The sequence below is a fragment of the Methylobacterium sp. CM6246 genome (genome assembly GCF_054818005.1).
In genome coordinates this window covers 3,140,839-3,160,908 of the sequence record NZ_JBTXKY010000001.1, presented here as the reverse complement: position 1 = coordinate 3,160,908, position 20,070 = coordinate 3,140,839, and the positions used below count along the sequence as shown (strand labels likewise).

Genomic DNA, 20,070 nt, shown 5'->3' with positions numbered 1-20,070 from the left:
GGTCCGGGAAAAGGAGGGCGCGTTCCTCAATCTCGGTCACGAGAGGACGCGAAACATATGTCAAAGCGGATTCAGGCGAAGCACAAGCTCGACCGCCGCATGGGCCAGAACATCTGGGGCCGCCCGAAGAGCCCCGTCAACCGCCGCGAGTACGGCCCCGGCCAGCACGGCCAGCGCCGCAAGGGCAAGATGAGCGACTTCGGCACGCAGCTGCGCGCCAAGCAGAAGCTCAAGGGTTATTACGGCAACATCACCGAGAAGCAGTTCCGCCGCTACTACGCCGAGGCGATCCGCCTGCGCGGCGATTCCGGCGAGAACCTGGTCGGCCTGCTCGAGCGGCGCCTCGACGCCGTGGTGTACCGCGCGAAGTTCGTGGCGACCCCGTTCGCGGCCCGCCAGTTCGTCAACCACGGCCACGTCAAGGTCAACGGGATCCGGGTGAACATCCCGAGCTATCAGGTGAAGGCCGGCGACCTCATCGAGGTCAAGGAATCCTCCCGCCAGCTCGAGATCGTCATCGTGGCGACCCAGCTGCCCGAGCGTGACGTGCCGGACTACATCGAGGCCGATCACGCCAAGATGACCGCCCGCGTCACCCGCATCCCCAGCCTGTCCGAGGTGCCCTACCCGGTGCAGATGGAGCCGAACCTCGTCATCGAGTTCTACTCCCGCTGAGTCTCCCGGGATCGCACCCCGCGGCCGAGCCGGCGGCGGGGTGCGGTTCGGGACCGTGGACTTGCGAAAGAAGGGGCTGCCCGCAGGGGCGGCCCCTTTTCGTATCCGGCTCAGCAGCCGTTGCAGATCGTGCCCATCGTGTGGCGCATCTTGCTGTCCCACGCCTTCGAGCGGGCTTCCGCGGCCTTCTGCGCCTTGATCATGGCGACCTCGTTCACCGGCCGGGCCGTACCCGTGGCGGCGGGGCTCGGCGGCTTGGTCTGCCCGGTGGCGGTGATCCTGCGGCCGACCCGGGACCCGTCCGGGGCCGCCGGGCTCTGGGCCAGGGCCGGCGCCGCCCCGAGCAGCACGCCCAGGATCACCGCGTGACGGATCGTTGCCATGGACCTGATCTCCCCGACGGCGGGTTGTCTGTGTGCCCCGCCTCAACTGCCGATGACATTAGGGCTGCACCGGAGCACGTTGCAATTGGATGCGGCGCTAAGCCTTTGTCGTGATGCGCGTGCGCACCCCGAGCCGGTATCCGCACCGGCGGCCAGCCCCCTAGCCGGCCGCGGCGGCGAAATCATGGTGCCCGGCCGCAGGCGGCCCTGCGCGCATCCCGGAGAAGATCCCCTTGTCCTCGACCTCGTCCTCGCCCCTGAACCGCCGCGCGGCCGTGGCCGAGGCGCTGGCCCACATCGCCCCGCGCCTGCCCGCCTTCGAGTCCGACGCCGTCCTGGACCGGGCGCTGGCGAGCGCCGGCCTGCGCGGGGCCGCACCCGGGACCGCCGCGCGCCTCGCCCTGGTGGCCTATGCCCGCCACGTCTTCACCGATTACGACGACCTTCTGGGCGAGGGCTACGACCGCGACAGCGCCCGGCACTTCGTCCTCGACGACCTCAACGCGGCGCTCACCGCGTGGGGCGCCGCGCCGATCCCCGAGGAGGAGCCTGAGGCCGATCCGGAGGGCGAGCCGGATTAGCGTTTTGTCCCGGTGGCGGGCGGGATTCGGGGATGGGAAAGCCGGGTCCGGGGTCACGCCCGACGATGCAGCCCGACAGCGGGGCACCCGTCGCCGGCAAGCTGTCGCGGATCACGAGAGCGGCGCCCTTTTGGAGGGGCTGGTTTCGACCCATGCCAGTCATGCCAATGTCCGTCGGCGCTTACCCGAAGCGGACGTTCGTCGACGCTCAGGTAACTTCGGCTCAGGGTGGCGGGCATACCCCAATTCCATAGCCAGAAGCTGACGTTTATGCCTGGACCTATTGCAGAGCGTGGAGATTGCCTTCAAGCCTACGACTATCATGCAGTCATCTCCCCCCAGCGCAGCACCGACTGAAACTAAAGCGAACGACAGTTGGTCACCAACTGTCATCGCAGTTTCGGCAGCTTATGCCATAACTCTAGTCGTGGTCGCCGAGGCAGCTCCAGTGTTGTTGCTGTTTCTGGTTGGGATCGTTCCGCTGGTGCTTATCTCGTTCTTTGTATGGCTATGCTACGACCTCATAACGAACCGATTTCGACACGCTCTCTCACTAATTGCCGCCGTCGCAACTGCAATCGTTATTGTTCGCTGCGCTCCACTGATTTCTGCGGACAAGGATACACTTTCGTTCTACGCACACCTTCCAGAATATCAACGACAGATCAAGCAGGCCCAAGCACACAATTCAGAGCAAAAGCCGCTACGAGTTGTTTTAGACTATCAAGATAGGTCAATATTTGTGACTGCAAATGCGTTTTATTACGTTATTTATGATGAAATGGATGGAAAAGGTCCAGACAAAACCGAATTTTGGCCCTACGCGGGTTCAAAAACTGGAGTAGTCGCGGTTACGGTTCCACAAAAGATTCATAATTTACAAGGGCACTATTACAATTTTACGATTGGTGATTAGTTAATTATGATCATGCGGCCCCTAAGTGATGTCCGCTTTTACCCATTCGCTGCTTAAGAGCGGACCGGCATGTATCCACCCTCACCAGCCGTTCCGATCGCGCTTCAACCGTCATCTCGACGTGCGGTCTTCCGCCGTTGCGAATCGTTTCCGGTTCCCCTAGCCTCGGCCCTGTCGCGCTCGCATGAGGGAGGAGACCGCATGAGCATCGTCTATGCCGTCCGCCCCGCAGGGATCGTCCGAGCCCGCGCGCGGATCGGCTGACCGCTGGCGCCCGGCCTCACGGCCCCGGCGTCCCCGAGCCTCTCCCCCGTCTGACCGCGCCCGCCCGCGTCGCATCCGATGCCGGGCCGGGGTTTCCCGGAGCGGACGCCGACGCGTCGGGCTTATGCATGTCCCTGTCCCCTCCCCGGCGGGTGGGCGCGGTCCGCCGCGTGCTCGCCTTCGTCGTCCGCGGCTGGCGCCGGCGCTGGCCCCTCGTGGCCGGCCTCTCCGGCGCGATCACCCTCGCGACCTTCGCGGAGGTGCTGCTGCCGCTCTATGCCGGCCGGCTGGTCGACACGCTCACCGGGCCCGAGCGGCAGGCGGCGCTGGCGGCGGCGCTGCCCCCCTTCCTGGCGATGACGGCGCTGGGCCTCGCCACCGCGCTGCTGCGGCACGTCGCCTGGAGCCTGGTGGTGCCGCTCACCCTCCACACCATGAGCGACATGGCCCGGGACGGCTTCGCCCGGGTCCAGTGCTTCTCGACCGAGTGGCACGCCAACACGTTCTCGGGCTCCACCGTGAGAAAGATCTCGCGCGGCATGTGGGCCCTCGACGGGCTCAACGACACGCTGCTGCTGGCGCTGCTGCCCGCCCTGGTGGTGCTGCTCGGCACCGCCCTCGTGCTCGGCCTGCACTGGCCGGCCCTCGGCGCCGTGGTGGCGCTGGGCGCCGCCGCCTATGTCGGCGCCACCGCGCTCCTGGCGACCCGGGTCATCGCCCCCTCCTCCGCGCTCTCCAACGCCCTCGACACGCGGCTCGGCGGCGCCCTCAGCGACGCGATCGGCAACAACGCCGTGGTCAAGGCGTTCGGCGCGGAGGCCCGGGAGGAGGCGCGCCTCGGCCGGCTCCTGGCCAGGTGGCAGCGGCGCACGCACCGCACCTGGATGATCATCACGTGGAGCGGCACCGGCCAGCTCGGGCTGCTGCTCGCCCTGCGCACCGCGATCGTGGCTACCGCCCTGTGGCTGTGGTGGCGCGGGGAGGCGAGCCCGGGCGACGTCGCCTACGTGCTCACCACCACCTTCGTGGTGCACGGCTACCTGCGCGACATCGGCGGCCACATCAACCACCTGCAGCGGGCGGTCAACGAGATGGAGGAACTGGTCGCGCTGGCGGACGAGCCCGTCGGCGTCGCCGACCGGCCGGGGGCGGCCCCGCTCGCGGTCGCGGGCGGGACGATCCGCTTCGAGGCCGTGCGCTTCCACTACGGCGCCCACGGGCATCCGCTCTACGACGGGCTGTCGGTGACGATCCCGGCGGGCCAGCGGGCCAGCGGGTCGGGCTGGTCGGCCGCTCGGGCTCGGGCAAGACCACCTTCGTCAAGCTGATCCAGCGGCTCTACGACGTCTCGGGCGGGCGCGTGACCATCGACGGGCAGGACGTGGCGGCGGCGAGCCAGGACAGCCTGCGGGCGCAGGTCGCGATCGTGCCCCAGGAGCCGGTGCTGTTCCACCGCTCGCTCGCCGAGAACATCGCGTATGCCCGGCCCGGCGCCTCGGCGCAGGCGATCGAGCGGGCGGCCCGGCTTGCCAACGCGCACGCCTTCATCGCCCGGCTGCCCGATGGCTACGCCACCCTGGTCGGCGAGCGCGGGGTCAAGCTCTCGGGCGGCGAGCGCCAGCGGGTGGCGCTGGCCCGCGCCTTCCTGGCGGATGCGCCGATCCTGATCCTCGACGAGGCGACCTCGAGCCTCGATTCGGAATCCGAGGCCCTGGTGCAGGAGGCGATGGCGCGGCTGATGCACGACCGCACCGCGCTCGTGATCGCGCACCGGCTCTCGACCGTGCAGGCGCTCGACCGCATCCTCGTGTTCGACCACGGCCGCATCGTCGAGGACGGCCCCCACGCCGACCTGATGCGCCGCCCGGGCGGGGCCTACCGCGCCCTGTTCGAGCGGCAATCCGTCCTGGCTGCGAGCGCGTGACGGACCTGTCCCCCCGCCCCCGGGTGGTCGCGCCGACCCGCGCCATGCTGTAGGACACGCGCCGGATGCGGCCCGATTCGGCCGAGTGAGCTTCGGAGCACGACAGCATGAAGATCAGCGCGCGCAACGTCCTCAAGGGCACCGTGGTCTCGGTCGACAAGGGCTCGACCACCGCCCACGTGAAGATCGAGATCAGCCCCGGCCAGGTGGTCACCGCCGCGATCACCAACGAGGCGGTCGATGCCCTCAAGCTCGTGGCCGGCGGCCCGGCCTACGCCGTGGTGAAGGCCTCCGACGTGATGATCGCGGTCGACTGAGCCTGCCATGGGGCGCCGGGCGGTCATTGCGCTCGCCCGGCGCCCGGATTACGCCGGCCCGGCGGGCTCCCGGGCGGGGCCTGCAGGTCCGATGACCCTAGGGAGTGGCCCGTGAAGACCGTGCTCGGCATCGAGACCACCTGCGACGAGACCGCCGCCGCCGTGGTGTCCGTGGATGAGGACGGGGCCGCGCAGATCCGCGCCAACGAGATCCTGAGCCAGATCGCCGAGCACGCCGCCTACGGCGGCGTCGTGCCCGAGATCGCCGCCCGGGCCCATGTCGAGGTGCTCGACCGGCTGATCGCCCGCGCCCTCGACCGGGCCGGGATCGGCTTTTCCGACCTCGACGGGATCGCGGTGGCGGCCGGGCCCGGGCTGATCGGCGGCGTGCTGGTTGGCCTCGTCACCGCCAAGACCCTGGCCCTGGTGACCCGCAAGCCGCTGCTCGCGGTCAACCACCTCGAGGCCCACGCGCTCACCGCGCGGCTGACCGACAACCTGCCCTTCCCGTATCTCCTGCTGCTGGCCTCGGGCGGCCACACCCAGCTCGTCGCCGTGCGCGGGGTCGGCGACTATGTGCGCCTCGGCTCCACGGTGGACGACGCCATCGGCGAGGCCTTCGACAAGGTCGCCAAGCTGCTGGGCCTCGGCTACCCCGGCGGCCCCGAGGTCGAGCGCATGGCCGAGTCGGGCGACCCCGAGCGCTTCGCCCTGCCCCGGCCGATGCTGGGCCGGCGCGAGGCGGATTTCTCCCTGTCGGGTCTCAAGACCGCCCTGCGGATCGAGGCCGAGCGGATCGCCCCGCTGGCCGAGCGCGACGTCGCCGACCTGTGCGCGAGCTTCCAGGCCGCCGTGGTCGACGTGGTGGTGGACCGCGCCCGGGTCGCCCTGCGCGCCTTCTCGGGCGTCGCCGGCCGGCCCACCGCCCTGGTGGCGGCAGGCGGCGTCTCGGCCAACGGCGCGATCCGTCGCGCTTTGGCGGCTTTGGCCGGCGAGGCGGGCCTCGGCTTCGTCGCCCCGCCCCTGCCGCTCTGCGGCGACAACGGCGCCATGATCGCCTGGGCCGGGCTGGAGCGCCTGCGGCTCGGGCTCGTCGACGACCTGACCGCGCCGGCCCGCCCCCGCTGGCCGCTGGCCGTCGACCCGGCCCGGGACGCGGTCCCGGCCGGATGAGCACCGGTGCGGACCGGCGCGCGCAGTGGCGGGATCTCGTCGCGCGCCGCCTGCCCGAGGCCGCCCGGCCCGGCTGGCCGGTGCGCCTCGATCATTGCTTCGCCCGCATCCTCCTGGACAATGCCTGCGGCGGCCCCTGGCGCGACAGCGTGGCGGCGCCCGCCCACGCCAACATGCCGGCCGACGGCCTTGAGCACGCGATCGCCCTCGGGGAGGCGGTGCTGGCCGGCACCGCCGACCTCGCCCTGCTGAACCGGCGTTCCCTGGCTTGGCGCGGCAAGATCCGGCGCGGCAAGATCCGGCGCGGCAAGATCCGGCGCGGCAAGATCCGGCGCGGGAAGCTCCGGCGCAGCGAGATCGCGACGGCCCCAATGCCGGACGGCCTTCAGGACGGCGACCTGCTCCTGCGCCGCTGGCGTCCGGCCGACACGACCCCGTTCGCGGCGCTCAACGCCGATCCGGCGGTGATGGAATTCTTCCCCCGGCCCCGGACCGAGGCCGAGAGCGCCGCCGAGGCGAGCAGCTATGACCGGCGCTTCGTGGCAGATGGGTTCGGCCCTTGGGCCCTGGAGCGGGACGGCCGGTTCGTCGGCTTCGTCGGGGCGTTCCGGATCATGCGGGCCATGCCGTTCCCGGGGGGCGAGCGGGTCGGCGCGACCATCGAGATCGGCTGGCGCCTCGCCCGGGATGCCTGGGGCCACGGCCTCGCAACCCGGGCGGCGCGGCTGACGCTGGCCGACCTCGCCGGGCGCTGCGGCATCCGGTCGGTCGTGGCGTACACCGCGTCCGGCAATCGGCGCTCGTTGGCGGTGATGGAGCGCCTCGGCATGGTGTGGGCGGAGACGTTCGCGCATCCGGCGGTGCCGGAGGGGCCGCTGCGCAGCCACATCCTCTATCGGCTTGAACAGGCGGGGGTTTCGGCATGAGCGCACCCATCAACGTCGTCGGCGGCGGCGCCTGGGGCACGGCGCTGGCCAACGCGGCCGCGGCCGCCGGGCACCCGGTCTCGCTCTGGCTGCGCGACCCGGAGGCCGCCGCCAGGCTGCAGGCCGCGCGGGAGAACCCGCGCTACCTGCCGGGCGTGCCGCTCCACGACCGGATCGTGGTGACAGGGCAATCCGAACAACTCGCCGGCGCCCGGGCGACCCTGCTGGTCGTGCCGGCCCAGACCGTGCGCGGCGTGCTGGAGACCCTGCGCGGTCCCCTCGCCTCGGCCGGGCCGGTGATCCTCTGCGCCAAGGGGATCGAGCGCGGCAGCGACAGCTTCCTGAGCGCGGTCGCCGAAGAGGTCCTGCCGCCGGGAACGCCGGTCGCTGTCCTGTCCGGCCCGAGCTTCGCGGCCGACGTCGCCCGCGGCCTTCCCACGGCCGTTACCCTGGCGGCGACGGATCCCGGGCTCGCCGCGTCGTTGAGTGCATTGCTCTCGGGGCCGAGCTTCCGGCTCTACCACACCGACGACGTGCGCGGTGTCGAGATCGGCGGCGCCGGCAAGAACGTGCTGGCCATCGCCTGCGGGATCGTGGCGGGCCGGGGCCTCGGCGAGAGCGCCCGGGCGGCCCTGATCGCCCGCGCCTTCGCCGAGCTGATGCGCTTCGCCCGCGCCTTCGGCGGCCGTCCCGAGACCCTGATGGGCCTTTCCGGCCTCGGCGATCTGGTGCTCACCGCCTCCTCGCCGCAATCGCGCAACTTCGCCTTCGGGCAGCGGCTCGGCGCCGGGGCGAGTCCCGAGGCGGCGTCGGGCGGAAAGCTCGCCGAGGGCGCCTTCACGGCCGCGGCCCTGGCCGGCCTGGCGGCGGCCCGGGCGATCGACATGCCGGTGGCGCAGGCCGTCGCGGCGATCGTGACGGGCCGGGCCGGCGTCGAGGACGTGATCGCCGGCCTGCTCGCCCGGCCGCTGCGCGGCGAGTCGGATTAGGGTTTCAAAAGGTCGGGACCTTTTGCGGGTCCAGGGCGGAGCCCTGGTCGCCTGAAAGGTGTCTCAGGGGCTCCGCCCCCGAACCCCGCCAAAGGGCGGAGCCCTTTGGAAACCCTCAAGTCGTCGTGCGAACGCCCTAACCCCGCCGGTGCTCCCGGAACGCCGCCGTGATCGCCCGCAGCGCGTCCTTGCTGCGCGGATCGGTGAGGGACGAGTGCAGCACCAGGGCGAGTGCGGGGATCGGCGGTAGCCCCAGCGCGTCGGCGACGTCGATCACGTCGGCCGGGGCGAGCCGGCGCGGGAAGGCCGAGACCGCCAGCCCCGCCGACAGGGCCGCGCTGATCGCCGCGGTGCCGCCGACGAACACCTCCGTCCAGGGAATCCCGGCCCGGTCCAGCAACTGGATGGCGACGTCCCGCACGGAGCAGCAGGGCGAGGTCGCGGCCAGGCGCAACGTCTCGCCGGCCCGGTGCTCGAAATGCGGGGCCGCGAACCAGCCGAAATGCTCCGGCCCGAGGATGTCGCCGTCGCGCCGCCCCTGTCGGAGCGCCTGCTCCTGCGCCACGGCCCGGGCGTGGTCATCCCGCTCGGCCTGTTCGCCATCGGCGTCGGCGTCCTGCTGATGCGCGCGGCCGCCACCGGCGCGCAGGCGGGCTGGCTGACGCTGCTGCCCGGCTGCCTCCTGGCCGGCACCGGGCTCGGCCTCACCAACACCCCCGTGACCAACACCGCCACGGGCGCCCTGCCGCCGGAGCGCGCCGGGATGGCCGCGGGCATGGACATGAGCGCGCGGATGATCGCGCTTTCCGTCAACATCGCCCCGATGGGTTTCATCCTGCTCCAGGGCGTCCGGGCGGGCCTCGCCCCGCTGGCGCAGGGGGGCGGCGCTCGACGCCCTCGCGGAGACGGTGGCGGCCGGCAATCTGGCGCTGGCCGACGCCGGTGCCGGGGCGGCATCGATCGCCCGGCAGGCGCTGGTCCGGGGCGTCGACGGCGTCATGCTGTATGCCGGGCTCTGCGCCTGGGCCTTCGCGGGCGCCAGCTGGCTCGTGCTCGGCCGCAACGGGCGGTGAGCCGGGCCCGGAGGGGCCTGTCCGCGCCGGGGACAGCTGCGCTATGGGGGCCGTGCCGCCGCGACGGGGCGGCCCCGCGAGAGAGGGCGTGATGGCGTACTGGCTGTTCAAATCCGAGCCCGCGACCTGGTCGTGGGACCAGCAGGTCGCGGCCGGCGCGGCCGGCACCCACTGGAACGGCGTGCGCAACCACCTGGCCAAGAAGCACCTGATGGCCATGCAGGTCGGCGAGCAGGGCTTCTTCTACCACTCGAACGAAGGCAAGGCCGTGGTCGGCATCGTCGCGGTGATCCGGCCCTACTACCCCGACCACACCGACGAGACCGGCCGTTTCGGCATGGTCGACCTGAAGGCTGTCGCGGCGCTGCCCCGGCCGGTGACGCTGGACGCGATCAAGGCCGACCCGGCGCTGGCCGACATGGTGCTGGTGAACAACTCGCGCCTGTCGGTTCAGCCGGTCACCGAGGCCGAATGGAACCGCATCCGCGCCGTGGCTGAGATCCCGTAAGGTCCCGGTTTCGAAAGGTCCGAGACCTTTTGCAGGTCCAGGGCGGAGCCCTGGTGCCGGGCTTCGCCCGATGATCAGGGGCTCCGCCCCCGAATCCTCGCCGAAGGGCTGAGCCCTTCGGGAACCCCTTCGTTCAAGCCGCGCGGTTGAACGCGCCCCGCACCGTGACGAACGCGTCCGCGCCGACATCGACGGGCAGCAGGGTGTCCATCACCCGCGAGGCCGGCAGGGTCACGATCACCTCGGTGCCCTCGCGCGGCCGCGAGGACAGCTGGAACTGGCCGCCGTGCAGTTCCACCAGCCCCTTCACGATCGGCAAGCCGAGCCCCGAGCCCTGCTCGGCGGTCTTGATCGCCAGGGAGCCGCGGCCGAACGACGACATCACGGTGCCGAGTTCGTCCTCGGGGATGCCGGGTCCGCTGTCCTTCACCGAGACGTACTGCCCACCCGAGGCGGTCCAGCCGACCTTCAGCCAGATCTCGCCGCCCGGCGGCGTGAACTTGACGGCGTTCGACAGCAGGTTGAGTACGATCTGGCGCAGCGCCCGCTCGTCGGCCCAGAGCCGCGGCAGCGAGGCGTCGACCAAGTCGTGGAAGGTCTGGTTCTTCGTCTTGGCCCGCAGGCCCATCATGTGGCGGCATTCCTCGACCACGTGGGCGAGCTGCACCGCCTCCTCGTTGAGCTCGTAGCGGCCGGCCTCGATGCGCGACAGGTCGAGGATCTCGTTGATCAGGTTCAGCAGGTGCATGCCGCTGTCGTGGATGTCGTTCGAGTATTCCCGGTAGGACGGCGCCGTGTGGATGCCGAACACCTCGTTCTTCATCACCTCCGAGAAGCCCAGGATGGCGTTGAGCGGCGTGCGCAGCTCGTGGCTCATGGTGGCGAGGAAACGCGATTTGGCGAGGTTCGCCTCCTCGGCCCGGCGGCGCGCCTCGTCGGAATTGGCCTTGGCCTGCTCCAGTTCGCCGAACACCGCGTCCTTCTCGGCCCGGGAACGCAGGGCGCCCACCGTCGAGGCGTAGAGGCGGCGGGCCAGCCCCAGGAAGAACAGCTGCGCGCCGGCGGCCATCAGCACCAGCAGCATCGCCTCCATGCCCTTCGAGCAGGCGGCCAGCGACGCGGTGGCGAGCACCAGCGGCACCAGGGCGGCGACCGCCGCCACCGGCACCGTCGCCGCCAGCATGGTCGAGACCGCGGCCGCGATGACGAGGCCGAACAGCGCGAAGGTCCAGCCGCCGGTGGTGCCGAGCCCGATCATCGCCGACCACGACAGGCTCTGCAGGACCTCGCCGATCAGGAAGCGGCGGCGCCAGCGCGCGAGCGGGATCGTGGCCGCGTCGGCCCGCAGGAAGCCGCGGCTCAGCGTGGTGTTGAGCGTGACCATCAGGATCACGCCGAGTGCCCAGAGCGCGGCCACGACCGGGGCGATCCAGAAGGTCGCCGCCGTCGCCAGGGTGACGGCGAACAGCACCAGCGGAATGCCGGCTCCCGCCCGGTACCGGGCGTAATGGCGCAGGAGTTCGTGGTCGAAGGCCCGCTCCAGGCCGGTCTGCGACGTCAGCTTCTCGCGCGCCGAGCGGATCTCGCGGGCGACACCGAGGCGCCGCGCCGCTTCCTCCGTCGAGGGGCCGCGACCGCGCTGCACCATCTCGACGGTGAGATCGGACATGGGATTGTTGAAACTCGGCTCGAACGCGGCGGCGAGGCAGCTGGGCAGGGGGGCGACGGCGCCAGGATGGGGCGGATGTCTTAAGAAGCGGCTGCCGGCATCGGTCGCATCTTACGCATCGGCGTCCGCGCCATGGGGATCGGCCGGCCGGATCGACGTGCGGCGCCACACATCGTTGGCCAGGCGGGGCCGGTTACGGTAAACGACCCGCGTGGCGGGGCCGAAGCGCCGCGATCCGGCGCGCGCCCGGATCCCGCGTGTCGATCGAGGGCCGCCGACCATGCCGAAGCTCACCGTCAACGGCGTTACCCACACGGTCGACGCCGATCCGGACATGCCCCTGCTGTGGGCGCTGCGCGACCGCCTCGACGCCACCGGCACCAAGTACGGCTGCGGCATCGCCCAGTGCGGCGCCTGCACGGTCCATCTCGACGGGCGGCCGGTGCGGTCCTGCCAGACTAAGGTGGGCGATGTCGGCACCGCCCAGGTGACCACCATCGAGGGCGTGTCCGGCCGCGTGGCCGAGGCCGTCCAGGCCGCGTGGCGCAAGCTCGACGTCGTGCAGTGCGGCTACTGCCAGTCCGGACAGATCATGTCGGCGATCGGGCTCCTGTCCGGCAACGCCAAGCCCTCCGACGCCGACATCGACGGCGCCATGGACGGCAACATCTGCCGCTGCGGCACCTATCAGCGCATCCGCTCCGCGATCCACGAGGCCGCGCGCGACCTCGCCTGAAGACCCCTCTGCAGACCCCTCTGCCCCTCCCCGCGGTCCTGACCGGAGCATCGCCGCCATGCTGAACGCCCGTCGACCGAACGCATCCCCCGTCCGTCCCAGCCGCCGCGGCCTCCTGGCCGGCGCCGGCGCCATCGTGGTCGCCTTCCGGCTCGACACGAAGCCCGCCCGGGCCGCCGCCGGCCCGGACCTCGCGAGCGTCAAGGCCCAACCCAACGCCTTCGTGCGGATCGCCCCGGACGACACCGTCACGGTGGTGATCAAGCACCTCGACATGGGCCAGGGGAACACGACCGGGCTGGCCACGATCCTGGCCGACGAGCTCGGCGCCGACTGGAAGACGGTCCGCACCGAGTTCGCGCCCGCGGACGCGACGCTCTACAACAACAGCCTGATGGGCCCGATCCAGGGCACCGGCGGCTCCACCGCGGTGGCCAATTCCTGGTTCCAGCTGCGCAAGGCCGGGGCCGCCGCCCGGGAGATGCTGATGGCCGAGGCGGCCTTCCGCTGGAAGGTCCCGGTGGCGCAGATCACGGTGGCCGAGGGCGTGGTCCGCCACGAACCCTCGGGCCGGCAGGCCCGGTTCGGCGAACTCGCGGCCTCGGCCGCCTCCCTGCCGGTCCCGTCCGAGCCGCGGCTCAAGGACCCGAGCGAGTGGACGCTGATCGGCCGGACGGTGCCGCGCCTCGATTCCGTGGCCAAGACCAACGGCTCGGCGATCTACTCCCTCGACATCCGCCGCCCGAACCAGGTCACCGCCGTGGTCGCCCGCGCCCCGCGCTTCGGCGCCACCGTGAAGAGCTTCGACGCCGCCGCGGCCCGGAAGGTCGTGGGCGTGCTCGACGTGGTGCAGGTCCCCACCGGCGTGGCGGTGATCGCCCGGGACACCTGGGCGGCCATGAAGGGCCGCGAGGCGCTCAACGTCGCCTGGGATGACAGCACCGCCGAGACCCGCTCGTCGGACGTGATCCTGGCCGAGTACCGGGAGCGCGCCAAGGGCCCCGGCCTCACCGCCTCCGAGCGCGGCGACCCGCAGGCCGCGTTGAACGGCGCCGCCAAGGTGATCGAGGCCGAGTTCACCTTCCCGTACCTCGCCCATGCCGCGATGGAGCCCCTGAACGCCACGATCGAGCGGGCGGCCGACGGCGGCTACGACGTCTATGCCGGCTTCCAGTTCCAGACCGTGGAGCAGGCGACCATGGCGGCGATCCTCGGGGTGACGCCCGATCGGGTCCGGCTCCACAGCAACTGGGCCGGCGGGTCCTTCGGGCGCCGGGCGACGCCCACCGCCGACTACCTCGCGGAAGCCGCCACCGTGTTCAAGGCCGCCGGCGAGACGGCTCCCATCCACCTGGTCTGGACCCGCGAGGACGACATGGCCGGCGGCTATTACCGCCCGACCGTGCTGCACAAGGTCCGGGCCGGCATCGACGCCAAGGGTGCGGTGGTCGGCTGGGACCACGTCATGGTCGGCAAGTCCATCATGATCGGCTCGCCCTTCGAGGCGATGATCGTCAAGAACGGGATCGACTCGACCACCGTCGAGGGCGCCTCCGACACGCCCTACGCGCTGCCGGCCTACCGGTTCGGCGTCCATAACGGCCGCGAGGGCGTGCCGGTCCTGTGGTGGCGCTCGGTCGGCCACACCCACACGGCGCACGTCATGGAGGTGATGATCGACGAGCTGGCCCACGCCGCAGACGTCGATCCGGTGGCCTACCGGCTGTCGCTGCTGACGCAGGCGCCGCGGCTCTCGGGCGTGCTGAAGCTCGCCGCCGACAAGGCCGGCTGGTCGGACAAGCCGCAGGAGAAGGGCCGCGGCCTCGGGGTCGCGGTCCACGAATCCTTCGGTTCCTACGTCGCCATGGTGGCCGACGTCACCGCCCAGGATTCCGGGATCCGGGTGAACCGGATCGTGGCGGCGGTAGATGTCGGCGTCGCGGTCAACCCGGACGTGATCCGCGCCCAGGTCGAGGGCGCCGTCGGCTTCGCGCTGTCCGCGGTCCTGCGCAACCGCATCACCCTCAAGGAGGGCCAGGTGCAGGAGCACAATTTCGACGCCTATGAGCCGACCCGGATGAGCGAGATGCCGCAGGTCGCGGTGCATATCGTGCCGAGCCAGGCCGCGCCCACCGGGATCGGCGAGCCGGGCGTCCCCGTGCTGGCGCCCGCCATCGCCAACGCGGTGTTCTCCGCCACCGGCCAGCGCCTGCGTTCCCTGCCCCTCGACCTCTCCGGCGTGAAGGGCGCGTGACGAATCGCACGGCGCGCCTGTCCGCCCCGGCGTAGGACGGAGGGGCCTTCCCCCCAAGGCAAGAGACCTGAGTAAGAGACCCGACTGACGACGGCGCGGCGCGACACCGCGCCGTTTTTTTTGGTTTCTGCGCAGCCGCTCGCCATCTTGGCAACGATGCCCGCACACGCCCCGTTCGAAGACACTGCCGCGCGCCTGCGCGCCTGCCGCCTGTGCCGGGACAGCCCGCTCTACGGGCCGCCCCTCCCCCAGGAGCCGCGGCCGATCGTGCAGGGCAGCACCGGCGCGCGGCTCTGCGTGGCGAGCCAGGCCCCCGGGACCCGGGCCCACCGCACCGGGATGCCGTTCACCGACCCGTCGGGGGTACGGCTGCGGAGCTGGCTCGGCCTCGACGAGGCGCGGTTCTACGACCCCGCGCAGGTGGCGATCGTGCCGATGGGCTCCTGTTTCCCGGGCCTCGACGCCAAGGGCGGCGACCGGCCGCCGCGCCGGGAATGCGCCGAGCGCTGGCGTACGGAGCTGTTTTCCGGCCTGCCGAACCTCGATCTCATCCTGGTGATCGGCCAGTACGCGCAGGCCTGGCACCTGGGCCGGATGGAGGGCGGCCTGACCGGCACCGTGCGGCGCTGGCGCGCGCTCCTGGACGAGCCCCGCCGCCCCCGGGTGCTGCCCCTGCCCCACCCGTCCTGGCGCAACAACGGCTGGCTCAAGCGCGAGCCCTGGTTCGAGGCGGAACTGCTGCCGGTGCTCAAGGCGGAGGTGGCGCGGGTGCTGGGCGGGTGAGCAAGCCCTAAAAAGGCTCGACGGTCCCGCCATCCGGGCGCTACAAAATCGTGTGCGGATGATCTGGGACGAGCCGAAGCGTCAGAGAACCTCAGGCCTCCGCCCGAGGGGCACGGCCTGAATTTCGCCGATGCGCAGGCCCGTTTCGAATGTAAGACCGCCCTGGTCAGCGAGACCCACGCGAGCAAGACGGGCGGGCGCCGCTTCAAGGCCGTCGGTTTCCTGGACGCGCAACTCGTGACTCTCACGTTCGCGGTGCTCGGAACGGAGGCGGTTTCGGCGATCAGCCTGCGCCCGGCCAGCCGGAAGGAGCGGAAGGCCTATGACGACGCGTGACACGACCAAGCGAAGGGCGCCTCCGCTCAGCGATACCGAGGAGGCGCTTCTCCAGGCGTCCATCGCCAACAATCCCGATTCGGCGGAACTGACTGACGCCGAACTGGCGCGCCTGCGCCCGGCCCGCGACGTGCTTCCGCCCGCCGTCTACGCCGCCCTGGCTCAAGGGAGTCCCTCGCAGGGTGAGACCGGGCGGGTGCAACTCACTCTGAACGTCGATCCCGATGTGCTCGCCGCCTACCAGGCCGGCGGTCCCTGGCAGGCGCGCATGAACGAAGCCCTGGCCGAGGGCCTCGTACGCGGCAGGCGGCGCGCCAAGGCCGGCAAGCGCGGCTGATAGGCTCCGGTCCTGATTGACAGGGATCGCCGCGGCGTGGTCCGTGCCGCCAGCCCGAAGGACGCCGCGATGACCGAGAGTGCCGACCCCCGCGACCGCCTGATCGTGGCCCTCGATCTCCCGGGCGTGCCGGAGGCCGAGGCGCTGATCGACCGGATCGGCGATGCCGCGACCTTCTACAAGATCGGCTACCGGCTGGGTTACGCCGGCGGCCTGGCGCTCGCCGAGCGGCTGGCGGCGCGCGGGCTCAAGGTGTTCCTCGACCTCAAGCTCCACGACATCGGCAACACCGTCGAGGAGGGCGTGCGCTCGGCCTCGGGCCTGGGCGCCACCTTCCTCACCGTTCACGCCTATCCGCAGACCATGCGGGCGGCCGTGCGCGGCCGGGGCGCGAGCCTCAAGATCCTGGCCGTGACGGTGCTGACCTCCTACGACGATTCCGACGCCGCGGAGGCCGGCTACGGCCTGCCGGTGGCCGAGCTGGTCGCCAAGCGGGCCGCCCAGGCCGCCGAGATCGGCATCGACGGCCTCGTCTGCTCGGCGGCCGAGGCGGCCTCGGTCCGGCGGATCGTGGGGCCGGACCGGCTGATCGTCACCCCGGGGATCCGCCCGGCGGGCGCCGAGGCCGGCGATCAGAAGCGGGTGATGACCCCCGGGGACGCCCGCAGGGTCGGGATCGACCACGTGGTGGTCGGGCGCCCGATCACCGGCGCCGCCGACCCGCGTGCCGTGGCGCAGGCGATCGTGGCCGAGTTGGCCTGAAGCCCGGCATTGCCTTCGGGCGGCCGGAATCCATCTCAACCCCGCAAACGATGAGGCACAGGATGGCGAAGGGCTACTGGATCGCGCGGGTCGATGTCCGCGACGCGGAGGCCTACAAGGATTACGTGGCCGCCAACGGCATCGCCTTCGCCAAGCACGGCGGGCGCTTCCTGGTGCGCGGCGGCGCCTTCGAGGCGGTGATGGGCCAGCCCCGCTCCCGCAACGTGGTGATCGAGTTCCCGAGCTACGCCGACGCCCTCGCCTGCTGGAACTCCGACCTCTACCAGGCGGCCAAGGCCAAGCAGCGCGGCGGCGTCGATGCCGAGATCCTGGTGATCGAGGGCTATGACGGCCCGCAGCCGAGCGTGTCCGAGCCGGCGCCGGAGGCGGGGCGGGCCTCGGAGTAAGGTCTTCGGATCGGCTCAGCGCTTCGTATCGGGGGTCGGATCCGGATCGAGGCGCTGAGGTCTGAAGCGGCGGTACGCGGCTTCGACGTCTGCCGTCGTCGCGAACCGACCCGCGTGCAGGTCGGCCAGGCCGCGTTGAGCGGCGGCGCGTTCCGCATCGGTGAGCGGCTCAGGCAAGGCGCGATCGATATCCATGAGGGGTGCGATCCCATTCGCTGGATGCCGTACGCCACCGTTGATCGTGCGGGCTGTGCTGCGAGGAGGCCGGCGACGCGTCATCGGTTCAGCCCAGTCGTGCGCCTTGCGCCGGTCCGGCACCGCTTGGCCCCCGCGGCGCCAAGCCCCGCAGCAGGAACGCCGTCATGGCCTCCAGCGAGGGGACCGGCTGGAGCGCGGTCTGCCCGACCAGCAGCGGATGGGTGTAGCGGGCGATGCCGGCATGGATGCAGGCGGCCGCCTCCGCCGGGTCGGCGGCCTCGAACTCGCCCCGGGCCACGCCGTCGCGGACGATGCGCTCGAACCCGGCCGTGACCCGGGCGATGTGGTGCCGGCAGACCTCCCAGCTCTCGCCCATGGCCGCCTCGACCATCTCGTGGAGCCGGGGAAATTCCTCGCAGCGCCGCGTGCAGTCGCGGTGCAGGAGGTCGATCGCCGCCACGAGGCGTTCGGTGGCGCCGAGGCCCGGGCGGGCGGCGACCTCGGAGACCAGGGCCTCGATCTCGCCGATCAGCCGCTCCAGCACCGCCTCGTTGATCGCCTTCTTCGACTCGAAGAACCGGTAGACGTTGGCCGGGCTCATCTTCAGCGTCCGGGCGATGTCCGCCACGGTGGTCTTCTGGTAGCCGATCTCGCGAAAATACGCCGCCGCCGTCGCCAGGATGCGGCAGCGGGTGGTCGGCGCGCTCTCCTCCGTGAGCATGGGGGTCGGGGTATCCAGGGACATGCTCCTCAGTAGGGCACGGGCGCGGCGGGCGTCAAAGACCCCCGGTTCCCGCGACCCGGCTTTGCCCGCGGCGGGTCGGCGCGGCCGGAACCCTCCCGGGTCCGACCCATTGCCCCGGCATCCGGCCGCCTGCACGGCGGCGCACGCACGAGGCACGCAACGATGATCCTGACCGACAAGCGAGCCCTGATCACCGGAGCCGATTCCGGCATCGGGCAGGCGACCGCCGAGCTGTTCGCCCGGGAGGGGGCGGACGTGGCGATCACCTATCACACCGACGAGGCCGGGATCCGCGAGACCGCCGCCCGGGTCGAGGCGGCCGGCCGCCGCGCCCTGGTGCTGCAACTCGACGTCGGCGACGCCGCCGCGGTGAATGCCGCCTACGACCGCGTCGGCAGCGAGCTGGGCGGCCTCGACATCCTGGTGGCCAACGCTGGTCAGGCGATGAGCGGCATGCCGGTCGCCGAGATGGACGACACGGTGCTGGAGCGGATCCTGCGGGTGAACCTGATGGGGCCGCTGTTCTGCGCGCGCCCGTTCATCGGGATGCGCCGGGCGCAGGGCGGTGGCGGCAAGATCGTGTTCGTGTCCTCGGTGGCCCAGCACCTGCCGACCCCCGACAGCGCCCCCTACGGCATGTCGAAGGCCGGGCTCGGCTCCCTGTGCCGGAGCCTGTCGCGGGAACTCGCGGAGGACCGGATCAACGTCAACAACGTCGCCCCCGGCCTGATCGAGACGCCGATGACCGCGGACCGCTTCGAGAAGACCGCGGTGCTCGACAAGTCCCTGGAGCGGATTCCGTGGCACCGGGCCGGCCAACCCGAAGAAATCGCCCGGGCGATCCTCTACCTCGCGTCGGGGGCCGCCCATTACGTCACCGGCCACACGCTGGTGGTCGATGGCGGCCTCACGATGCAGTGGGGCGGGGCCTGAAACGCCGAAGGGCGCCGGGTTTCCACCCGGCGCCCTCCACGGGCATGGATTGTTGCGCGCGATCCGCCGCCCGGGCAGCCTTACGACCCGAACTGCGATCCGAGCTGCTCCAGGTACTCGGCGAGGTCGAGCCCGCCGACGCGCTTGCCGTAATCGAAGCGCATGCCCTGACGGATGTCGACGCTGGCATCGCGCGTGGTCAGGGTGAACGGCCGGACGCACACCCAGGCCCCGTCGCGGCGGTGCTCGAAGTACCCGAGGATCTCGTGCTTGGCCATGTCCTTCCCTCCGGAATAGTGTTCGAGGACATAACGGTGACGCTGCCGTTCGGTTCGACGGTCGCGACTGTTTTTCGCGCGTGAACCTGCACACATCGAGTGTTCGTGATCCGGAACACCGCGGATCGCACCCGGCCTATCGCGCTAGAGCTTGACTATAACAGTTCAAGACAGGGGGAAGCTGCTCACGGCCAGCGCTCCAGGATCGCGTCGGTCGTCAGGGTCAGGACCTGGTGGCCGTAGCGCATCCGGTACATCACCATCAGGGCGTCGTGGGCCTCGTCGCAGGAACTGCACAGGCCGTCCGTGGCGAGCACGATGCGGTAGCCGAGATCGACGCCGCCCAGCACCGCCGCCAGCACGCAGACATCGGTCTCCGCACCGGTGACGACCAGGGTGTCCACGCCCCGCGCCCGGAGGCGCGCGTCGAGGTCCGTTTCGAGCCAGGGCGAGTAGACGGTCTTGTCGATCACCTCCGCGGGCGGGACGAGGCGGGCCAGATCGGGGACCAGCTCGATCAAACCGGGATCGAGCGCAGCCCGCGTCATGCCGGACCACCGGGCCGAATAGGTCGCCCACGTGCCTCGTCCCTGGCCGGGGCGGGCCGCCGGGATGAAGCGCGTGAACACGGTCCGATCCGGGTGGGCCTCGGCGAGGCGGCGCACGTGCGGCAGGACGCGCGGCATCCACGGCGTCTGCCAGTCCGTCGGCTCGGCGAACATGCGCTGCATGTCGACGCAGAGATGCACGCAGGACTGGCCCAGGGGCTCGCCCGCGGAGCCGTCGTCGGCCCGCGCCCGGGAGGGCGGCGCGCGCGTCGTCTCGGTTTCCATGGCCGCGCGTTTCATGCCTCGATGGTTGCGCGTTCGCGGCCGGCCCCAGCAAGGCCGGCCGCGGTCCGGA

At 71.4% G+C, this 20,070-nt stretch carries 24 protein-coding genes and 1 pseudogene; 18 read left to right on the top strand and 7 right to left on the bottom strand.

Annotation, left to right across the window (positions count from 1 at the left end):
- Positions 1-57 precede the first annotated feature (57 nt).
- Complete coding sequence (rpsD, locus tag ACYQPG_RS15525) at positions 58-675, top strand: 30S ribosomal protein S4 (protein WP_058190956.1); 618 nt, start codon at positions 58-60, stop codon at positions 673-675.
- A gap of 110 nt (positions 676-785) precedes the next feature.
- Here rpsD and ACYQPG_RS15520 read toward each other — a convergent pair whose 3' ends face one another.
- A complete protein-coding gene (locus tag ACYQPG_RS15520) occupies positions 786-1,058 on the bottom strand; it encodes a hypothetical protein (protein WP_147907217.1) in 273 nt (90 codons plus the stop codon).
- Between the two features lie 233 nt (positions 1,059-1,291).
- Between ACYQPG_RS15520 and ACYQPG_RS15515 the strand changes: the two genes are divergently transcribed.
- The 7 genes and pseudogenes from ACYQPG_RS15515 to ACYQPG_RS15485 all read left to right on the top strand — a co-directional run bounded on the left by ACYQPG_RS15515 (position 1,292) and on the right by ACYQPG_RS15485 (position 8,148).
- Positions 1,292-1,639: a DUF2293 domain-containing protein gene (locus tag ACYQPG_RS15515; protein ID WP_419829753.1), complete on the top strand. Its 348-nt coding sequence runs from the start codon at positions 1,292-1,294 to the stop codon at positions 1,637-1,639.
- Between the two features lie 292 nt (positions 1,640-1,931).
- Entirely contained in the window at positions 1,932-2,555 is a 624-nt protein-coding gene (locus tag ACYQPG_RS15510; RefSeq protein WP_461231205.1) for a hypothetical protein, read from the top strand.
- A 392-nt stretch (positions 2,556-2,947) separates the two neighbouring features.
- Positions 2,948-4,743 (top strand): annotated as a pseudogene (locus ACYQPG_RS15505) (ABC transporter ATP-binding protein).
- A gap of 107 nt (positions 4,744-4,850) precedes the next feature.
- Positions 4,851-5,060, top strand: coding sequence for a TOBE domain-containing protein (locus ACYQPG_RS15500; protein ID WP_147908434.1), 210 nt, complete (start codon positions 4,851-4,853; stop codon positions 5,058-5,060).
- Between the two features lie 111 nt (positions 5,061-5,171).
- Positions 5,172-6,233 (top strand): tRNA (adenosine(37)-N6)-threonylcarbamoyltransferase complex transferase subunit TsaD, encoded by a 1,062-nt coding sequence (gene tsaD, locus ACYQPG_RS15495; RefSeq protein WP_147908433.1) that lies wholly within the window; start codon positions 5,172-5,174, stop codon positions 6,231-6,233.
- Positions 6,230-7,159, top strand: coding sequence for a GNAT family N-acetyltransferase (locus ACYQPG_RS15490; protein ID WP_461231204.1), 930 nt, complete (start codon positions 6,230-6,232; stop codon positions 7,157-7,159). Before tsaD ends, ACYQPG_RS15490 begins: the two co-directional genes overlap by 4 nt.
- Entirely contained in the window at positions 7,156-8,148 is a 993-nt protein-coding gene (locus tag ACYQPG_RS15485; protein WP_419829750.1) for an NAD(P)H-dependent glycerol-3-phosphate dehydrogenase, read from the top strand. Before ACYQPG_RS15490 ends, ACYQPG_RS15485 begins: the two co-directional genes overlap by 4 nt.
- Positions 8,149-8,284: 136 nt before the next feature.
- On the opposite strand, the gene ACYQPG_RS15480 is transcribed toward ACYQPG_RS15485, so the two are convergent.
- Entirely contained in the window at positions 8,285-9,070 is a 786-nt protein-coding gene (locus ACYQPG_RS15480; protein ID WP_461231203.1) for a type 2 periplasmic-binding domain-containing protein, read from the bottom strand.
- On the opposite strand from ACYQPG_RS15480, the gene ACYQPG_RS15475 reads away from it, so the two are divergent.
- A complete protein-coding gene (locus ACYQPG_RS15475) occupies positions 9,057-9,221 on the top strand; it encodes a hypothetical protein (RefSeq protein ID WP_419829748.1) in 165 nt (54 codons plus the stop codon). The genes ACYQPG_RS15480 and ACYQPG_RS15475 overlap by 14 nt on opposite strands.
- Before the next feature lie 91 nt (positions 9,222-9,312).
- On the top strand, positions 9,313-9,729 hold the full coding sequence (locus ACYQPG_RS15470; RefSeq protein WP_147938761.1) for an EVE domain-containing protein: 417 nt from the start codon (positions 9,313-9,315) through the stop codon (positions 9,727-9,729).
- A gap of 133 nt (positions 9,730-9,862) precedes the next feature.
- Here ACYQPG_RS15470 and ACYQPG_RS15465 read toward each other — a convergent pair whose 3' ends face one another.
- Positions 9,863-11,398: a sensor histidine kinase gene (locus ACYQPG_RS15465; RefSeq protein WP_147908430.1), complete on the bottom strand. Its 1,536-nt coding sequence runs from the start codon at positions 11,396-11,398 to the stop codon at positions 9,863-9,865.
- Between the two features lie 280 nt (positions 11,399-11,678).
- On the opposite strand from ACYQPG_RS15465, the gene ACYQPG_RS15460 reads away from it, so the two are divergent.
- The 7 genes from ACYQPG_RS15460 to ACYQPG_RS15430 all read left to right on the top strand — a co-directional run bounded on the left by ACYQPG_RS15460 (position 11,679) and on the right by ACYQPG_RS15430 (position 17,013).
- Positions 11,679-12,134 carry a (2Fe-2S)-binding protein gene (locus ACYQPG_RS15460; RefSeq protein ID WP_419829747.1) on the top strand — a complete coding sequence of 152 codons (456 nt, stop codon included), beginning with the start codon at positions 11,679-11,681 and terminating at the stop codon, positions 12,132-12,134.
- Between the two features lie 58 nt (positions 12,135-12,192).
- The gene (locus ACYQPG_RS15455; RefSeq protein ID WP_461231202.1) at positions 12,193-14,388 is read left to right on the top strand and encodes a xanthine dehydrogenase family protein molybdopterin-binding subunit; all 2,196 of its coding nucleotides are present in this window, start codon (positions 12,193-12,195) and stop codon (positions 14,386-14,388) included.
- A 156-nt stretch (positions 14,389-14,544) separates the two neighbouring features.
- The gene (locus ACYQPG_RS15450) at positions 14,545-15,171 is read left to right on the top strand and encodes a uracil-DNA glycosylase family protein (protein WP_419829745.1); all 627 of its coding nucleotides are present in this window, start codon (positions 14,545-14,547) and stop codon (positions 15,169-15,171) included.
- Positions 15,172-15,234: 63 nt separating this feature from the next.
- The gene (locus ACYQPG_RS15445; protein WP_419830029.1) at positions 15,235-15,507 is read left to right on the top strand and encodes a BrnT family toxin; all 273 of its coding nucleotides are present in this window, start codon (positions 15,235-15,237) and stop codon (positions 15,505-15,507) included.
- Positions 15,494-15,844, top strand: coding sequence for a BrnA antitoxin family protein (locus ACYQPG_RS15440; protein WP_147908426.1), 351 nt, complete (start codon positions 15,494-15,496; stop codon positions 15,842-15,844). The genes ACYQPG_RS15445 and ACYQPG_RS15440 overlap by 14 nt, the downstream gene beginning before the upstream one ends.
- Positions 15,845-15,913: 69 nt before the next feature.
- Positions 15,914-16,606, top strand: coding sequence for an orotidine-5'-phosphate decarboxylase (gene pyrF / locus ACYQPG_RS15435; RefSeq protein WP_147908425.1), 693 nt, complete (start codon positions 15,914-15,916; stop codon positions 16,604-16,606).
- A gap of 62 nt (positions 16,607-16,668) precedes the next feature.
- A complete protein-coding gene (locus ACYQPG_RS15430; RefSeq protein WP_147908424.1) occupies positions 16,669-17,013 on the top strand; it encodes a DUF1330 domain-containing protein in 345 nt (114 codons plus the stop codon).
- 15 nt (positions 17,014-17,028) lie between these two features.
- On the opposite strand, the gene ACYQPG_RS15425 is transcribed toward ACYQPG_RS15430, so the two are convergent.
- Together ACYQPG_RS15425 and ACYQPG_RS15420 are read right to left on the bottom strand one after the other, a co-directional pair.
- Complete coding sequence (locus ACYQPG_RS15425) at positions 17,029-17,208, bottom strand: hypothetical protein (protein WP_147899242.1); 180 nt, start codon at positions 17,206-17,208, stop codon at positions 17,029-17,031.
- A gap of 88 nt (positions 17,209-17,296) precedes the next feature.
- A complete protein-coding gene (locus tag ACYQPG_RS15420; protein WP_147908423.1) occupies positions 17,297-17,956 on the bottom strand; it encodes a TetR/AcrR family transcriptional regulator in 660 nt (219 codons plus the stop codon).
- A 162-nt stretch (positions 17,957-18,118) separates the two neighbouring features.
- Here ACYQPG_RS15420 and ACYQPG_RS15415 point away from each other — a divergent pair, with 162 nt between their 5' ends.
- Complete coding sequence (locus ACYQPG_RS15415; protein ID WP_419829744.1) at positions 18,119-18,889, top strand: SDR family NAD(P)-dependent oxidoreductase; 771 nt, start codon at positions 18,119-18,121, stop codon at positions 18,887-18,889.
- An 80-nt stretch (positions 18,890-18,969) separates the two neighbouring features.
- Here ACYQPG_RS15415 and ACYQPG_RS15410 read toward each other — a convergent pair whose 3' ends face one another.
- The gene (locus tag ACYQPG_RS15410; RefSeq protein WP_007563351.1) at positions 18,970-19,167 is read right to left on the bottom strand and encodes a hypothetical protein; all 198 of its coding nucleotides are present in this window, start codon (positions 19,165-19,167) and stop codon (positions 18,970-18,972) included.
- Positions 19,168-19,352: 185 nt separating this feature from the next.
- Positions 19,353-20,000, bottom strand: coding sequence for a cysteine hydrolase family protein (locus ACYQPG_RS15405; protein ID WP_461231201.1), 648 nt, complete (start codon positions 19,998-20,000; stop codon positions 19,353-19,355).
- Between the last annotated feature and the right edge of the window lie 70 nt (positions 20,001-20,070).

What these genes read in the sequence shown, in the direction of transcription:
- ACYQPG_RS15410 (WP_007563351.1), bottom strand. Translation starts at nt 19,167, where the DNA reads ATGGCCAAGCACGAGATCCTCGGGTACTTCGAGCACCGCCGCGACGGG.
- ACYQPG_RS15430 (WP_147908424.1), top strand. Translation starts at nt 16,669, where the DNA reads ATGGCGAAGGGCTACTGGATCGCGCGGGTCGATGTCCGCGACGCGGAG.
- ACYQPG_RS15450 (WP_419829745.1), top strand. Translation starts at nt 14,545, where the DNA reads ATGCCCGCACACGCCCCGTTCGAAGACACTGCCGCGCGCCTGCGCGCC.
- ACYQPG_RS15420 (WP_147908423.1), bottom strand. Translation starts at nt 17,956, where the DNA reads ATGTCCCTGGATACCCCGACCCCCATGCTCACGGAGGAGAGCGCGCCG.
- ACYQPG_RS15415 (WP_419829744.1), top strand. Translation starts at nt 18,119, where the DNA reads ATGATCCTGACCGACAAGCGAGCCCTGATCACCGGAGCCGATTCCGGC.
- ACYQPG_RS15470 (WP_147938761.1), top strand. Translation starts at nt 9,313, where the DNA reads ATGGCGTACTGGCTGTTCAAATCCGAGCCCGCGACCTGGTCGTGGGAC.
- ACYQPG_RS15425 (WP_147899242.1), bottom strand. Translation starts at nt 17,208, where the DNA reads ATGGATATCGATCGCGCCTTGCCTGAGCCGCTCACCGATGCGGAACGC.
- ACYQPG_RS15405 (WP_461231201.1), bottom strand. Translation starts at nt 20,000, where the DNA reads ATGGAAACCGAGACGACGCGCGCGCCGCCCTCCCGGGCGCGGGCCGAC.
- ACYQPG_RS15485 (WP_419829750.1), top strand. Translation starts at nt 7,156, where the DNA reads ATGAGCGCACCCATCAACGTCGTCGGCGGCGGCGCCTGGGGCACGGCG.
- ACYQPG_RS15440 (WP_147908426.1), top strand. Translation starts at nt 15,494, where the DNA reads ATGACGACGCGTGACACGACCAAGCGAAGGGCGCCTCCGCTCAGCGAT.
- ACYQPG_RS15465 (WP_147908430.1), bottom strand. Translation starts at nt 11,398, where the DNA reads ATGTCCGATCTCACCGTCGAGATGGTGCAGCGCGGTCGCGGCCCCTCG.
- ACYQPG_RS15520 (WP_147907217.1), bottom strand. Translation starts at nt 1,058, where the DNA reads ATGGCAACGATCCGTCACGCGGTGATCCTGGGCGTGCTGCTCGGGGCG.
- ACYQPG_RS15500 (WP_147908434.1), top strand. Translation starts at nt 4,851, where the DNA reads ATGAAGATCAGCGCGCGCAACGTCCTCAAGGGCACCGTGGTCTCGGTC.
- rpsD (WP_058190956.1), top strand. Translation starts at nt 58, where the DNA reads ATGTCAAAGCGGATTCAGGCGAAGCACAAGCTCGACCGCCGCATGGGC.
- ACYQPG_RS15490 (WP_461231204.1), top strand. Translation starts at nt 6,230, where the DNA reads ATGAGCACCGGTGCGGACCGGCGCGCGCAGTGGCGGGATCTCGTCGCG.
- pyrF (WP_147908425.1), top strand. Translation starts at nt 15,914, where the DNA reads ATGACCGAGAGTGCCGACCCCCGCGACCGCCTGATCGTGGCCCTCGAT.
- ACYQPG_RS15455 (WP_461231202.1), top strand. Translation starts at nt 12,193, where the DNA reads ATGCTGAACGCCCGTCGACCGAACGCATCCCCCGTCCGTCCCAGCCGC.
- ACYQPG_RS15460 (WP_419829747.1), top strand. Translation starts at nt 11,679, where the DNA reads ATGCCGAAGCTCACCGTCAACGGCGTTACCCACACGGTCGACGCCGAT.